The 14195-nt window shown below is 41.1% G+C and carries 16 protein-coding genes; 11 read left to right on the top strand and 5 right to left on the bottom strand.

Going from position 1 to position 14195, the window contains the following annotated elements:
- Positions 1–15 precede the first annotated feature (15 nt).
- The gene (locus F3J02_RS16310) at positions 16–1242 is read right to left on the bottom strand and encodes a DUF445 family protein (protein WP_171067187.1); all 1227 of its coding nucleotides are present in this window, start codon (positions 1240–1242) and stop codon (positions 16–18) included.
- A 445-nt stretch (positions 1243–1687) separates the two neighbouring features.
- Here F3J02_RS16310 and guaA point away from each other — a divergent pair, with 445 nt between their 5' ends.
- The 10 genes from guaA (at position 1688) to F3J02_RS16260 (ending at position 8710) form a co-directional block, all read left to right on the top strand.
- The gene (guaA, locus tag F3J02_RS16305) at positions 1688–3256 is read left to right on the top strand and encodes a glutamine-hydrolyzing GMP synthase (protein ID WP_167250967.1); all 1569 of its coding nucleotides are present in this window, start codon (positions 1688–1690) and stop codon (positions 3254–3256) included.
- Positions 3257–3260: 4 nt separating this feature from the next.
- Positions 3261–4142 carry a DNA cytosine methyltransferase gene (locus tag F3J02_RS16300; RefSeq protein WP_065344144.1) on the top strand — a complete coding sequence of 294 codons (882 nt, stop codon included), beginning with the start codon at positions 3261–3263 and terminating at the stop codon, positions 4140–4142.
- Positions 4117–4725 (top strand): hypothetical protein, encoded by a 609-nt coding sequence (locus F3J02_RS16295; protein ID WP_167250965.1) that lies wholly within the window; start codon positions 4117–4119, stop codon positions 4723–4725. Before F3J02_RS16300 ends, F3J02_RS16295 begins: the two co-directional genes overlap by 26 nt.
- A gap of 196 nt (positions 4726–4921) precedes the next feature.
- Positions 4922–5449, top strand: coding sequence for a PadR family transcriptional regulator (locus F3J02_RS16290; protein ID WP_167250963.1), 528 nt, complete (start codon positions 4922–4924; stop codon positions 5447–5449).
- Between the two features lie 13 nt (positions 5450–5462).
- Entirely contained in the window at positions 5463–5852 is a 390-nt protein-coding gene (locus F3J02_RS16285) for a Fur family transcriptional regulator (RefSeq protein ID WP_167250961.1), read from the top strand.
- 20 nt (positions 5853–5872) lie between these two features.
- Positions 5873–6169 (top strand): DUF3861 domain-containing protein, encoded by a 297-nt coding sequence (locus tag F3J02_RS16280; RefSeq protein ID WP_167250959.1) that lies wholly within the window; start codon positions 5873–5875, stop codon positions 6167–6169.
- A gap of 44 nt (positions 6170–6213) precedes the next feature.
- On the top strand, positions 6214–6453 hold the full coding sequence (locus tag F3J02_RS16275; protein ID WP_167250957.1) for a DUF2798 domain-containing protein: 240 nt from the start codon (positions 6214–6216) through the stop codon (positions 6451–6453).
- A gap of 163 nt (positions 6454–6616) precedes the next feature.
- Positions 6617–7564, top strand: coding sequence for a pirin family protein (locus F3J02_RS16270; protein ID WP_167250955.1), 948 nt, complete (start codon positions 6617–6619; stop codon positions 7562–7564).
- Positions 7561–7959 (top strand): OsmC family protein, encoded by a 399-nt coding sequence (locus F3J02_RS16265; protein WP_167250953.1) that lies wholly within the window; start codon positions 7561–7563, stop codon positions 7957–7959. The genes F3J02_RS16270 and F3J02_RS16265 overlap by 4 nt, the downstream gene beginning before the upstream one ends.
- Positions 7960–8056: 97 nt before the next feature.
- Positions 8057–8710, top strand: a complete 654-nt coding sequence (locus tag F3J02_RS16260; RefSeq protein ID WP_167250951.1) for a glutathione S-transferase family protein — start codon at positions 8057–8059, stop codon at positions 8708–8710.
- A gap of 56 nt (positions 8711–8766) precedes the next feature.
- On the opposite strand, the gene F3J02_RS16255 is transcribed toward F3J02_RS16260, so the two are convergent.
- From F3J02_RS16255 to F3J02_RS16245, 3 genes are all read right to left on the bottom strand, one after another.
- Entirely contained in the window at positions 8767–9378 is a 612-nt protein-coding gene (locus tag F3J02_RS16255) for an SPOR domain-containing protein (RefSeq protein WP_167250949.1), read from the bottom strand.
- A gap of 331 nt (positions 9379–9709) precedes the next feature.
- Positions 9710–11500 (bottom strand): arginine--tRNA ligase, encoded by a 1791-nt coding sequence (gene argS, locus F3J02_RS16250; protein WP_167250947.1) that lies wholly within the window; start codon positions 11498–11500, stop codon positions 9710–9712.
- 172 nt (positions 11501–11672) lie between these two features.
- Positions 11673–12593, bottom strand: coding sequence for a Dyp-type peroxidase (locus F3J02_RS16245; protein WP_167250945.1), 921 nt, complete (start codon positions 12591–12593; stop codon positions 11673–11675).
- 157 nt (positions 12594–12750) lie between these two features.
- Here F3J02_RS16245 and F3J02_RS16240 point away from each other — a divergent pair, with 157 nt between their 5' ends.
- A complete protein-coding gene (locus F3J02_RS16240) occupies positions 12751–13377 on the top strand; it encodes a LysE family transporter (protein WP_167250943.1) in 627 nt (208 codons plus the stop codon).
- A 6-nt stretch (positions 13378–13383) separates the two neighbouring features.
- On the opposite strand, the gene znuB is transcribed toward F3J02_RS16240, so the two are convergent.
- On the bottom strand, positions 13384–14193 hold the full coding sequence (gene znuB / locus F3J02_RS16235; RefSeq protein ID WP_167250941.1) for a zinc ABC transporter permease subunit ZnuB: 810 nt from the start codon (positions 14191–14193) through the stop codon (positions 13384–13386).
- Positions 14194–14195 lie beyond the last annotated feature (2 nt).

Here is a 14195-nt window from a genome sequence, read left to right as displayed (position 1 = left end):
TCATCATTGAAATGATTAGAGCATAAAGTGAATTTGCATTTCCCCAACCAGAAAACCGAGTACAGCACCGACAATAATCAATGACCACTCATCTTCTTTAAAGGCTGGACGCAGCATGCCTTCAAACTCTTCAGGGCTGAGTTTCTGCATGCGCTCAACTAATGTATTACGCACATTCATTGCATCTTCTGCATAAGATTCAACGTAGCGCATGGTATCTGGAAGTTGTTTTAAAATACGTTCTGCAACTTCGGCTTTCAGGTTTTGGTATTTCTCACCGCCAATGGCATAGACCACTAATGGGCGGACAATACCTGCTTGTAAATCAATTTCTTGTTTGACTTGACGGCTGACCAACTCGATGACTTTATCCGAATGTGTGCCTGAAAAAAGTTCTTCCATCATGTTGCGTGAGGTGAGTAACTGTTTCGAGATCAGGGCTGCATAATCAGCCGCAACTTCGTTCTGACGTTTAATGAATAAACCTTGCCATGTGTAGCCCATAATCTTTTTCGGATACAACGGGCGGAACATCATTTGTAAGGCCATCCAGTCACTAAAGAAACCGACAAAGCCGCCAAACATTGGTAGCATCCAAGGATATTTACCTTGAGTGACGATCCAGCATAGCATTTGCACAACACCAATCGCAAAGCCAAAAACAAAGCCGACATTACTAAAAAATTTGAATTCTTGTTTGCCGACTTTCTTAAAAATTTCGTTGAGGAGGCGTTTATCTTTGAGTAGGTTGTTGACGACCATATGTTTGATGTCGAAGTACTTGGTCACATCCTTCTGTACTTCACTCATAATGTGTTCAACAATTTCTGGCGCTTTCGCCTGCACTCGTTTAATCAGTTTTTGTCGTGCAAACTCAGGCATGCCTTCCCATAAACCCGGCTGATATTGCTGTGCAACTTCTCGGGTAATGTCTTCAGCTGCTGCCATCAACGGCTTTTCAATTTCTTGAGCAATACGTTTCGGGTCGAGGCGAGCAAAAATTTCTTCAGGTTTGATGAGTTTAGAGGTCATCAATTCCACCGCAGTGGTGGCCATTTTCTCTGCTTTGCGAGGAACAATCCCTTGCCATCCAAGTGGCAGACCAAATAATCGCAATCCTTTAAATTCAAGTGGTGAAAACATCATTTGAATGGCAATGACTTTGGTCACATAACCAATAAAGCCACTAATAAACGGGATTGAGATGTATAACCAGAAATTCTGTTGAAAATCCGCAATCATTTCTTGAAACATTATTTTATTGGTCCTTCAAGTCCTAATTGTTGCTCGTGGTCGGGCAAGCGCTAGATGATGATAGTGAAATATTTTGGATAGTGGTGATGTGCCAATATCTTTAAATTTTTTAGTTACCCTTTATTTTTCCTTCGAATAAGGTCATCACAATCGTATAAAAAGGCAACGAGATTGTCGAATGAATACCTTTCCATGGTAATACATATTTCGACTCATCATCTTAGCACCAATTTTTGTTTTGTGTTGAGCAGAATAAGCAAGAATTGTTGATTTAACTCTCTTTATTGGCAGCATGGTTGTGAAATTTTAGTTTAAATATCAGTGCTTATTTCCCAGTCCAACTAAAAAATAAGATAGATGATGAATTGCGGTGCGTCAAAGCGTGAAAAATGTTAGAATGTGGCGCTTAATTCATTTGCCTTTAAGATGAACCATGACGACCAATACTCAAATTACTGAAGATCGTATCCTTATTCTGGATTTCGGCTCTCAATATAGCCAGCTCATTGCACGTCGTGTACGTGAAGCGGGTGTCTATTCTGAAATGTATGCATTCGATATGTCTGAAGAAGACATTCGTGCGTTTAATCCGAACGGGATTATTTTGTCAGGTGGACCTGAGAGCGTACATGAAGAAGGAAGCCCACGCGCGCCACAAGTTGTATTTGAATTAGGCGTGCCAGTGTTGGGTATTTGCTATGGTTTACAAACCATGTCTGAACAACTTGGCGGTAAAGTAGAGCCAGGTAAAGTACATGAGTTTGGTTATGCAGAAGTAGACATTCTAGTACGTGATAATTTGATTGGTAACTTGCAAGATCGCGAGAACCAACTGCACGTATGGATGAGTCATGGTGATAAAGTCAGTGCGATTCCAGAAGGTTTCCAAGTGACTGCAAGCACACCAAGCTGCCCATTTGCTGCAGTGAGTGATGAGACGCGTCGTTTCTATGGCGTACAGTTCCATCCAGAAGTGACTCACACAGCTAAAGGTGCTGAATTACTTTCGAATTTTGTACATAAGATTTGCGGTTGTCGCGGTCTTTGGACGCCTGAACACATTATCGACCTACGTGTAGAGCAATTGCGTGCACAAATTGGTGATGAAAAAGTGCTGTTAGGTTTGTCTGGTGGTGTTGATTCATCTGTTGTTGCTGCGTTATTGCATAAAGCAATTGGCGACCAGTTAACGTGCGTATTTGTAGACAATGGTTTACTTCGTTTAAACGAAGGTGATCAAGTGATGCAAATGTTTGCAGAAAACATGGGTATTCGTGTGATCCGTGCGGATGCTGAACAACGTTTCTTGTCTGCATTGGCCGGTGAAGTTGATCCTGAGAAAAAACGTAAAATCATTGGTCGTGAATTTATTGAAGTATTTGCAGAAGAAGCACGTAAACTTGATGGCGTGAAATTCTTGGCACAGGGTACAATTTATCCAGACGTGATTGAATCTGCTGCAAGCAAACAAGGTAAGGCACACGTGATTAAATCACACCACAATGTGGGTGGTTTACCTGATGATTTAGAATTTGAATTGGTTGAGCCGTTACGTGATTTGTTTAAAGACGAAGTGCGTAAATTGGGTACAACGATTGGCTTACCACATAGCATGATTTACCGTCATCCATTCCCAGGTCCAGGTTTGGGCGTGCGTATCTTGGGTGAAGTGAAAAAAGAATATGCTGATATTCTTCGCCTTGCTGACGATATCTTTATGCAAGAACTGCGTGACAGCGGTTGGTACGACAAAACAGCTCAAGCGTTTGCGGTATTCCAACCTGTAAAATCAGTGGGTGTTGTTGGTGATGGCCGCCGTTATGCATGGGTGATTGCCCTGCGTGCCGTGGAAACCGTTGACTTTATGACAGCACGTTTTGCGCACTTACCATATGATTTGGTTGATAAAATTTCAACCCGTATCATGAACGAAATTAAAGATGTTTCACGCGTTGTCTACGATGTGTCATCTAAACCACCAGCAACGATTGAGTGGGAATGATTAAATGAAACAGTTGCAACTTTTAGAACAGCTGCAACAAATTCGTTTCATCGACTTGTTTGCAGGGATAGGTGGTTTTCATCTAGCCCTTGCAAATCAAGGTGCGAAATGTGTTTTTGCATCTGAAATTAATGAAAATGCTGTTAAAACATATTTAGCAAATCATCATATAAAACCAGAAGAAATGTATGGGGATATTACTTTAGTTGATCCAGAAGATATTCCTGATCATGAAATTCTTTGTGCGGGTTTTCCTTGCCAACCTTTTAGTCAGGCAGGTCAAAAAAAAGGATTTGATGATGTTCGAGGAACACTTTTTTTTAATATTCTAAAAATTTTAGAAGTTAAACAGCCGAAAGCGTATTTTCTTGAGAATGTTCGTGGATTATTAAAGCATGACAATGGACGTACTTTTAGTATTATTAAGGAAAAATTAGAAAGTCTGGGCTATACATTTCAGAGTTTTATTGTTAAATCAAGTGATTATGGTTTACCTCAGCATCGACCACGTTTATTTATGATTGGTTTTAAAGATGGGGTAACTCAAATTGAGGAACCAGAGAAAAAAGCTTTAAAATTCACGATGAGTGATGTGCTTGGTGGTAATTGTGAAAAGGATATTGGTTTTACCTTGCGTGTTGGGGGGCGAGGATCTATTTATGGTGATAGGCGAAATTGGGAATTTTACAAGGTAGATGGTGAAATTAAGCGTATAACCTCACAAGAAGGTAAGCTAATGCAAGGATTTCCTCAAGACTTTAAATTTCCTGTATCTGAAGTTGAAGCGATGAAGCAATTAGGAAACTCCGTTTCAGTGGATGCTATAGAGGCGTTTTATAAAAAAATTAAGGAAAAAATTAGTGCAGAACATTACACATTTGATTGAGCAATATAAAGTTGTTGCTAGTGGAAAAGTTTTAGAAGCTTATAAATTTGTTCTGGAAAGAACAGAAAGTCTTGAAGGGCTTTTACCCAGTCAACAAGTATCTAAGCTCTGGAATGTTTATTGTCAACACTATTCACAACGTGAAAATAATTTAAATGGAAAGTTATTTGAAGCAATTTTAGCTACAATAATGTTGAAAAATGGGGTATCTCCTATTTTTGTTCAAGCCAAAGTTGTCTTTGTCCCAAATGTAAACTTTGATTTTATTGTATATAGTAAAGAGTTTGGCCCGATTTCCATATCTGCAAAAACCTCTTTAAGGGAGCGATATAAGCAGGCTGATTTGGAATCAGTTTCTCTAAAATATGTACATCGTAAGGCTAGGTGCTTTTTAGTAACGATGGATAAAGAAGAGGCCACACGCTTAGAAAGAAAACGTATTAATGGTGATTTATTGGGTATCGATGAAATTGTTTTGGGTAATGAAAGTAGTTTTGATGCGATGGTTGAGTTTTTATCACAACTAAATTTAGAAGAGCCTGCCCCAGTACAAATCATATCGGCTCTAAAAATCTTGAGATAATTATAGGATTAAAAGAACTGTAAGAGCGCTTAGGCGCTCTTTTTTATTACTTAACTTTTTCTAAAAATCTATCCAAAAAATAAATAATTCATTCAATATCAGAATTTTAAAATTTAAAGATATATCTTTACTTGCCATAAGATTAATTAAGATATATCTTAATATACATAAAGTAAGCAATATGAGAAAAATAAAGATGAAACACATAACAGATCATCACGAACATGAACGTGATATCCAGCATCGAGAACATCACCGTTCAGGCCGCCGCGGTCGTTTATTTGAATCAGGTCGTATGAAACTACTGGTGTTACATTTGATCCAGCAGAGTCCTAAACATGGTTATGAAATCATTAAAGAAATTAGTGATCTTGTAGGTGATGGTTATACCCCAAGTGCAGGAACAATCTATCCAACACTGACTGCATTGGAAGAAATGAATCTTATCAATTTACTCGATGTGGAACGTAAGCAATATCAGGTGACTGAATATGGCGAAGCTTACTTAAAAGAGCAGCAAGACATGCTGGCAGCATTACTACAAAAGCTGCGATTGAGACGCGAAATTCACAATAACGATCAGTTGATTGATATTCACCGTGCAATGGAAAACTTAAAAACAGCACTGCGTTTAAAACTGAATATCGCGGATTTACAACAAGAGCAAATCCATCAAATTGCTGAAAAAATTGATCAAGCAGCCATTGCGATTGGACGTTTATAGGTTGGAGGTAAAGGTGCTAGAGCTACAACAGAAAATCAAACAGGCAGGGCTACGAGTCACGCATCCGCGTATGGCGGTATTGTCCATATTGGCGCAACAGACAGATGATCTTACGGTAAAGCAGATTTATCAACGACTTAATGTGCAACAACAGCAGCTAAGTCTGGCTACAGTCTATCGAGTGGTTAGTGATCTCGTGGTCGCAGGTCTAATTGCCAGTTATCAATTTCATCGTGCCGAGACAAAATTTAACCTTCCGAATTTGTCTAAGATCCAACTACTACAAATTCGCTGTGCCGATTTAACCACAGCAAAACAAGCACAATTTTTACAGTCTTTGAAGGTTGTGTTTAATCAATATCAAATTGACTTGATGCAGGTCGAAATTAAAGAAAGTGCTTAAAAAAGCATGTGGAGAATGTTATGAAACAACACCAATATCATGTCACCGTACAGCATTTAAAGGATGCGAAAGGGCAAGTCTCGACCTATACCGAGCGTTTAGAATTTTATACAGGCAACCATGACGATATTTTTGAGATCGTTGAACGTTTGAAGAAAGCGGAATTTTTTGATGATCAAACCACTAAATCTTTTGCAGTTGGTTTAAAGCTGTTTAGTGAAGTGATGTTGGAAAATAAAGATCATCCTTTATTTGAGGAGTTTCTTCCACAATTTGGTCAATTTATGAAAAATCTAAAGCAGCAGGTAAAGAAATAGTGGCGAATATCAACGATATGGAATTGATATCTAGAAAACGGTCTATGAAAAAACTACCTGCAAAATATGCAGCGTGGGTGTTACCCTTAATTTTATCCTTTTTTATGAGTGGTACTTTGTCATTCGCCAATATGTGGATGAGCATTGGCTTCATACCAGAGTTTTTAAGTAAATGGTCAGCAACATGGATGTTCTCTTGGTTGATTGCTTATCCATTGGTCATGTTTCTATTACCCATTGTACGTCGTTTAACAGGTTTGATCGTTGATATGAAAACGCATTGATGAACTTCGGGCATTTTCTATTTAGGAGATCTGTAAAAAGGGGAGAGATTGTCTCATTGATAACACTCTGTGTATTACTAAAAGACTATATTGCTGAATGATTGTATTGATAAGATCAAGCTATCAACTCATTGCAATAGCATAGGTAAAAGAGAGTCATATCATGAGCAATAATAACGATTACGATATTTCTGATTCAAAAGACTGCGAAACATATATCAATCAATTTATTCAAGAATTTACTATTCGTTCAGCAGAAATTGGTAAGGGGACCGTGATTAAACGAGCCTTGCCGAGCCGACAAAAACGCTTGGTCGGGGCGTGGTGTTTCCTTGATCATGCTGGGCCTGTCAGTTTCCCCGCGGGTGATGGTCTAGATGTGGGACCCCATCCACACATTGGTTTGCAGACATTTACATGGATGATTGAAGGCACCATGATGCATACTGATAGTTTGGGTTCAAAGCAATTAATTCGCCCAAAGCAGGTTAATTTGATGACAGCAGGTCATGGGATTTCACACACTGAAGTGGCGCCAGATACTGAAACAAAAATGCATGCTGCACAGCTTTGGATTGCTTTGCCAGATGATAAGCGCAATATGGAGCCTAAGTTTGAGCACTATCCAGAATTACCGATCGTGAATAAAGATCAGGTTGAATTTACGGTATTGGTTGGGGATTTCCTCGATACAACCTCACCTGTGCAAGTGCATACACCTTTGGTGGGGGTGGATTTAACCGCGCAAGCGAACACTAAAACCCGTATTCCGCTTAACCCTAAGTTTGAATATGCTTTCATGGCGTTGGAAGGTACGGCTCGTGTGAATGGGCATGAATTGACGGCCGATAATATGGTGGTGTTAGAAACAGGTCTAACTGAGATTGAAGTCGAGTTAACTCAAGGTCATCGTCTATTATTGATAGGTGGTGAACCGTTTGAATCACCGATTTTACTGTGGTGGAATTTTGTCGGTCGTACCATGGAAGATCTAAAGCAGGCGCGTGAAGACTGGATTAATCATGATGCACGTTTTGGAGAGATTCCAGATTACCAAGGCAAACGCTTAGAAGCACCTGTTTTACCTGATCAAATGAGGGCATCGAAATGAGTATTATCGCGAGTGCAGCAGTCCAAACTTTGCCAGAACCTTGGAAAGGGACGGTGAATAGTGGTACGCATCAATTTCTCACCGATAAGCCAGAGCAGTTTGGTGGACACGATACAGGTCCAGCACCTTATGATTTCCTCACTGCGAGTCTGGCATCCTGTACCATGATCACTTTGCGGATGTATGCGCAGCATAAGGAAATAGATTTGGGTGAGTTTTCGGTTGAAGTGGATTTCCATACCAATCGTGAACAGCAGGAACGAATCGAGCGTCGTGTAATATTTAAACAACCTGTTTCACAAGACTTACAAGAAAAACTTCTCAATGTCTGTAGCAAAACACCTGTTACTAAAACTTTGTTACGTAGTTTAGACATTCAGACCATGATTCTTTAAGACTAAAGTGCTATTGTGCTTGGGCAAAACATAATTCTAAGCGTGACTATGAGAGGGATTAAAACCATAGTTACGCAGCAAAAAAGCAGGCACAAAAATGATTACCTTACATTACCTACAATGCTCACGCTCGTTCCGTATCTTGTGGGCATTAGAAGAACTTGGTGTGGATTGCCAAGTTGAGTATTATCAAAGGTCAGCCAATTACGCAGCCCCAGAAAGCCTTAAACAGATTCATCCACTTGGTAAAGCACCCATTTTAGTAGATGGAGAAGATGTAATTGTAGAGTCCGCCGTGATTCTGGATTACCTTCAGCAACAATATGATCTACAACATAAATTTAAACCACAGCACTCCAGCGATCAACGTCAGTATTCGTACTGGATGCATTATGCCGAAGGCTCATTGATGCCTTTGCTCGTCATGACCCTGGTGATGAACAGTGTCAGCAAACATGTGCCTTGGGTGATTCGTCCTATTGCTGAAAAAATTAGTGATGGTGTTAAAGCAGGCTTTGTACGCCCGCGTGTTAAAGAACACATTTTGTATCTTGAGGATTATCTGTCAAAACATGATTATTTTGCAGGTGATTTTTCTTTCGCTGACATTCAAATGGCCTTTCCACTGATTGCGATTCAGAACCGCTTACATGGTAAGTATCCAAATATTCAGGCTTTTGTACAACGTGTTCAGCAGCGTCCAGCTTTTCAACGTGCTGAACAAGGAACTCTACATTCTCAATGCGCATAAATCTTTAAGCATAAAAAAGGGAACTGATTGTTCCCTTTTTTATTGTGACTCTATTTTTAGCGTTTAATTACAATTGAATCAATGCCGCTATGTTGTAAGGTCTGTTGAGCAGCAAGCGCAGACTCTTGACTATCATAAGGTCCAGAGAAAACACGATACCAAGTCTGACCATTTTCAACGCTTTTCACCACATCTGCAGATAAACCATTCAGGATGATTTCTGCACGACGTGCATCAGCACTGTCTGGGTCGGGATAGCTACGTACTTGTAAAATATAGGTCGCATGTGCTGGTGCTACAGCTTGTTCACTTGGGGTGATGCCACTTGGATCTTCTGTGGTTGTGGTTTCAGGTTTTGGTGACTCGATAATCACAACATTGCCCTGAGGTTTAGACTCTGGCACGGCTTGTTCAGGAATTGGGGTTACCTGCTGTTGTGGAAGTAAGTCATAAAAACGGTAGTCTTTATTAGTATTTTCTTCTTCATAATGCTCAGACGTCACTTGGTTTTTTGCAGGTACCGGTTGCCAAGGTTGCCAAAGCATCAACATTACAGCAGCACACAGGATCGCGAGAACTGCGACAAGCATTCCCAACCACTTTGGAATGAGTGGTTTTTTAGGCTTGTTTGGTCGTTCAGATACACCACGTTGCGTTTTTCCAAACACCAGAAATTCCTCTTGATCCTATTAGGTTATTTGTAACTTGAATCTGCTTAAAAACAAAGCATTATGTTTAAAAATAATGCTTTGTTTACCATATTGTCAAACAATCATGGCTTAAGTTTACATGTATTTAAGCTTTGATTTACTGATTGTCGTTTATCTCAGGCATAGCCTTCGGTCTTGCGACGATGTGTGAAGCTTTCGCTTCACTTTTTTACAGTCCACCTCAAGCATAGCTTTCGGTCTTGCGACGATGAAAAGAGGGCTTGCTTACATCGCCACCTCAGGCATAGCCTTCGGTCTTGCGACGATGTGCAAAGCGTTGCTTTGCTGTTTACATCGTCTCAGGAGCGGATACACCGAGTAATTCTAAGCCATTACGCAAAACTTGCTGTACGTTGATTGAAAGCAATAAACGTGCTTGTGTAAGTGCGACATCATCACCCAAAACTTTATGCTCATTGTACCAAGCATGGAAGAGGGCAGCTAACTCTTTAAGATAGTTACCAATTTGGTGTGGTTCATAGGCATTTGCTGCACGTACTAAAATATCTGGATATGCAGCAAGCTTAGACAGGATTTCTGTTTCAGCATCAAGCTCTAAGCGATTAGCTTGTTCACGTGCTGATGCAATATCAAAACTAATCTCTGTAGATGCTGCTTTTTCTAACATACGGCAAATACGCGCATGGGCATATTGAATGTAATACACTGCATTGTCTTTGCTTTGTGAAACAGCAAGGTCTAAGTCAAAGTCGATATGTTGTTCAGACTTACGCATCACATAGTAGAAACGTGCCGCATCATTACCGACTTCTTTACGTAGATCGCGTAAAGTCACGAATTGACCCGAACGAGATGACATTTGCACCATCTCGCCACCACGCCACAAGCTGACAAACTGAACCAAAAGCACAGTCAGTTTCTTCGAGTCGTAACCCATAGCATCAATCGCGGCTTTGACACGTGAGATATAACCGTGGTGGTCAGAACCCCAAATATCAATCAGGTCGGTATAGCCGCGTTGTAGTTTATTCAAGTGATAAGCAATGTCAGAAGCAAAGTAAGTGGTTTGACCATTACGACGTTTCACCACACGGTCTTTTTCATCACCAAATTCAGTTGATTTGAACCAGATGTTGCCCTCTTTTTCATAGAGGTAACCACGCTGGTCTAATGTTTCGAGTGCTTCATCAATTTTGTCAGTCAATGAGTCTTCGCTGAACCATTTGTCAAAGGTCACACCAAAGTCAGCCAAATCATCTTTAATGTCATCTAAGATGGCATGTAACGCTGCTTGATGGAAAACACGATAGTCCGCACCCAAGTGTTGTTGCGAGTTTGCGATCAAACCATCGATGTGTTTTTCTTTATCGCCAGAAAGTACAACTTTGTTGCCTTCTGCATCGAGTTCTTCAGCGTATTGAACATCTTCTGGTACATCTTTATAGATATCAGCAACGGCACGAACATGTGCATTGCCATCTTTATCAATAATTTCTTGTGCGATTTCTTTAACGTAGTCGCCTTGGTAGGCATTTTTAGGGAAGACTAGCGTTTGACCAGTTAATTCTAAATAACGTAAATAAGTCGAAGTCGCCAGAATGTCCATTTGACGACCTGCATCATTGACATAGTATTCGCGATCAACTTTGGCACCCGTTGCTTCTAATAGATTCGCAACGGTCATGCCGTAGGCTGCACCACGACCATGTCCGACATGCAGACTAGAGGTTGGGTTGGCAGAGACAAATTCGACTTGGATTTTTTTAGCTGCATTAGCTTGGCTACGACCATAGTCATTTTTTTGTGCTTGGATTTGATCAAGCACTGCATAGCGTTGGTCTGCATTTAAAAAGAAGTTAATAAAACCCGGACCTGCAATTTCTGCTTTGGTAATGTCAGCCACTTCAGGAAGGGCTGACAAGATTTTTTCAGCAAGATCACGTGGTTTCATGCCAGCGGCTTTCGAACCGATCATGGCGATATTTGAAGCAAAGTCTCCGTGACTTCGGTCTTTGGTACGGGTTAAATGGCTCGTGTTGGTCCAATCTGAAGGAAGTACACCTTGTTGTTGCAGGGTTTGTACCGCATGATCGAGAGCTGCTTGTATTGCCGTATTCATAGTTACCGAAAATAAATGTCGCGGAAAAACGAACAATATAGCAAAATTTATTGGCTTAGGGGGAGTGGGATTGATCTGGAATTAACATATTCCAATAAAACTTTTTGAATCCGATATTTTAATGTGTCTATTTAAGATGCTATACCATTGATAGATATAGCATCTTGGTCTTTTAGTCTTCTAAAACCCGTTCTAATAATTCATCACTAGGCGCAAAATAATAAGCACCATCAATAGCGGTGGTGAAATGCAATAAGCGGTCATGAATGCCATCACCTGTGGTGCCGAACATGCGTTTTAGCATTTCATCAATAATGCTGAGGTTGTTGGTATAAGCGACGAAGAATAAGCCTTGCTCACCTTTACCATCGCCATAAGGCAAGCTATGACGCAAAATTTCCATTTCTTCGCCTTCTTCATCTTCCACTACGGTACGAGCCACATGTGAATTTTGTGGTTTCACATCGTCATCAAGTTCAATCGACTCAAGTTTGGTACGGCCAAACACATGTTCTTGCGCATCGACTTTCAGCATTTGCCATTTTGTCAGATCGTGAATATAACGCTGCGCAAAGATAAAGCTGCCATCGGCAAAGGCACCTGCTGTTTCTGGCAGCAATGCTGCTTCTGCACGGTCATCTGGAAATTGCGGATTCTCTGTTCCATCAATAAAGCCTGTCATATCACGGCCATCAAAGAAGCGGAAGCAAGCACGCTCATCTAGGACTTCGACTTTGTCTTGAATGCCGCTAAAAAAAGCTTGGCTCATGGCAAAACAAATATCTGCACGGGCGCTGGCAAGATGAATAAATACATCAGCTGGCACCACAGGCATATTAAACGCACCCTGTTGCGGATCGAGCTGTTTAAAACCTTCTGGTGTTTGTGAATTGAGTTGTGCCCAAAGTTCGGGACCAAAAGCAATGGCTGTTTTAATCTGGTCATTCGGATGTTGCGTGATCAAGCGGTCACGTGTCGAAAGTAGCGCTTCAATCTGTTGTTTTAATTCGGCAAGGCTTAAATCTTTTAAACGTAAAACAATAAAGCGGGCATGGTCAGAAGGTAATGGAAGAATGACAGATTGCGCAGTCACTAAAATCTCCTTATTTATTTTTAAGGGGCAAAAGGATAATTGTGCCTGATGTTACTTGTGCTGAGTAGTTTATTCGTGAAATTTTATTGCCTAAAATAGCATCACGATATGTTGATAAAACGTTATAATTCATCTTTTATTGTTCAACGCTGTTGTTATGTCTGTGCAGGTTTGGTTTGCTTTTATGTTGGCGTGCTGGGTGATTAGTATTTCCCCAGGCGCTGGTGCGATTGCCTCAATGTCGAGTGGGCTTAACTATGGTTTCAGACATGGTTATTGGAATGCAATTGGCTTGCAAGTCGCGCTGCTGATACAAATTTTGATTGTGGCAGCAGGTGTTGGCGTGCTGTTTGCGACAACGCCCTGGGCCTTTCAGGTGGTGAAATGGTTTGGGGTGATCTATTTGTTGTACTTGGCGTATGCGCAGTGGAAAGCACCCATTCAGGCGATTGAGATTCAGCACGAACAAAATGATAAATCTGCTTGGGTGTTGGTGTTTAAAGGCTTTGTGGTGAATATGAGTAATCCTAAAGCGATTGTATTTTTACTGGCTGTTCTGCCGCAATTCTTGGATTTGACTCAACCGCAGTGGCCACAATATCTAATTATGGCGACCACCATGGTGACCATCGATCTTATTGTGATGGCTGCATATACTGGACTAGCATCGAAAGTATTAAGGCTGCTTCGTTCCCCAAAACAGCAAAAATATTTAAATCGTGGTTTTGCGGTGATGTTTAGTTGTGCAGCACTGTTATTAAGTGCTATTCAGCAATCCACCTAAACCTTGTTAGGCCGATTGAGATTGGTTTTTGAATTTCTGTGCGATAAAAATGGCTGCAAAACAAAGCGCCATACACAGCACAATGCTTAGACCTGTTGAAATATTTAAGGCGGCACTTGACCATAGACCGACGGTGACACCGAATTGCGCCAAAACAAAGGCCCAAACCACCATTTGTTTGGGAGAGTGCGCCAACAATCGTGCACTTAATGCAGGGATCACCAATAAAGCACCCATGAGTAATGAACCAACAGCACGTAAAGCCAGTACCGTAAATAGTGCCAATAACAGCATAAAGATCAGGCGTTGCCAATTGGCACTGACCCCTTCACTCATGGCGATATCAGGATCAATCGCAATCTGAATCTGCGCTGACCAAGCACGATACAGTACGATCAAGGCTGCCATGATGACCAAGGCAAACATCGGTAAATCAGCCCATTCAATACTGAGTAAATCGCCGAATAAATAGCTGAGCAATTCAGGACGTAAACTTGGCACTTGCTGAATCAGGAGCAGACCAGAACAGAGGAGAGTGGCGGAGCTTAAAGCGAGTAATGCATCATTGGGCAAACGTGAATCATGCAGTACCCATAACAACGCAACCAGTAACAGAGCCAGACAGGCAACCCCCAGCCAGAAGGGCAAATTCAGAATACCTGCAACCGCGACACCCAGTAAGGTGCCATGTGCCATGGTATCGGCAAAAAAAGACATTCTGCGCCACAGCATCAGGCAACCCAGTGGGGCGGTCAGGAAAACCAGTAATGATCCCATGATCCAAGCAGGTAGGAGAAGTTGTAACCATTCCATCATGG

Origin of the sequence: Acinetobacter sp. Tr-809 (assembly GCF_011753255.1) — a bacterium.
Lineage (GTDB): Bacteria > Pseudomonadota > Gammaproteobacteria > Pseudomonadales > Moraxellaceae > Acinetobacter.
Note: the sequence above shows the minus strand (reverse complement) of the source record. Positions and strands in the feature narration are given on the sequence as shown.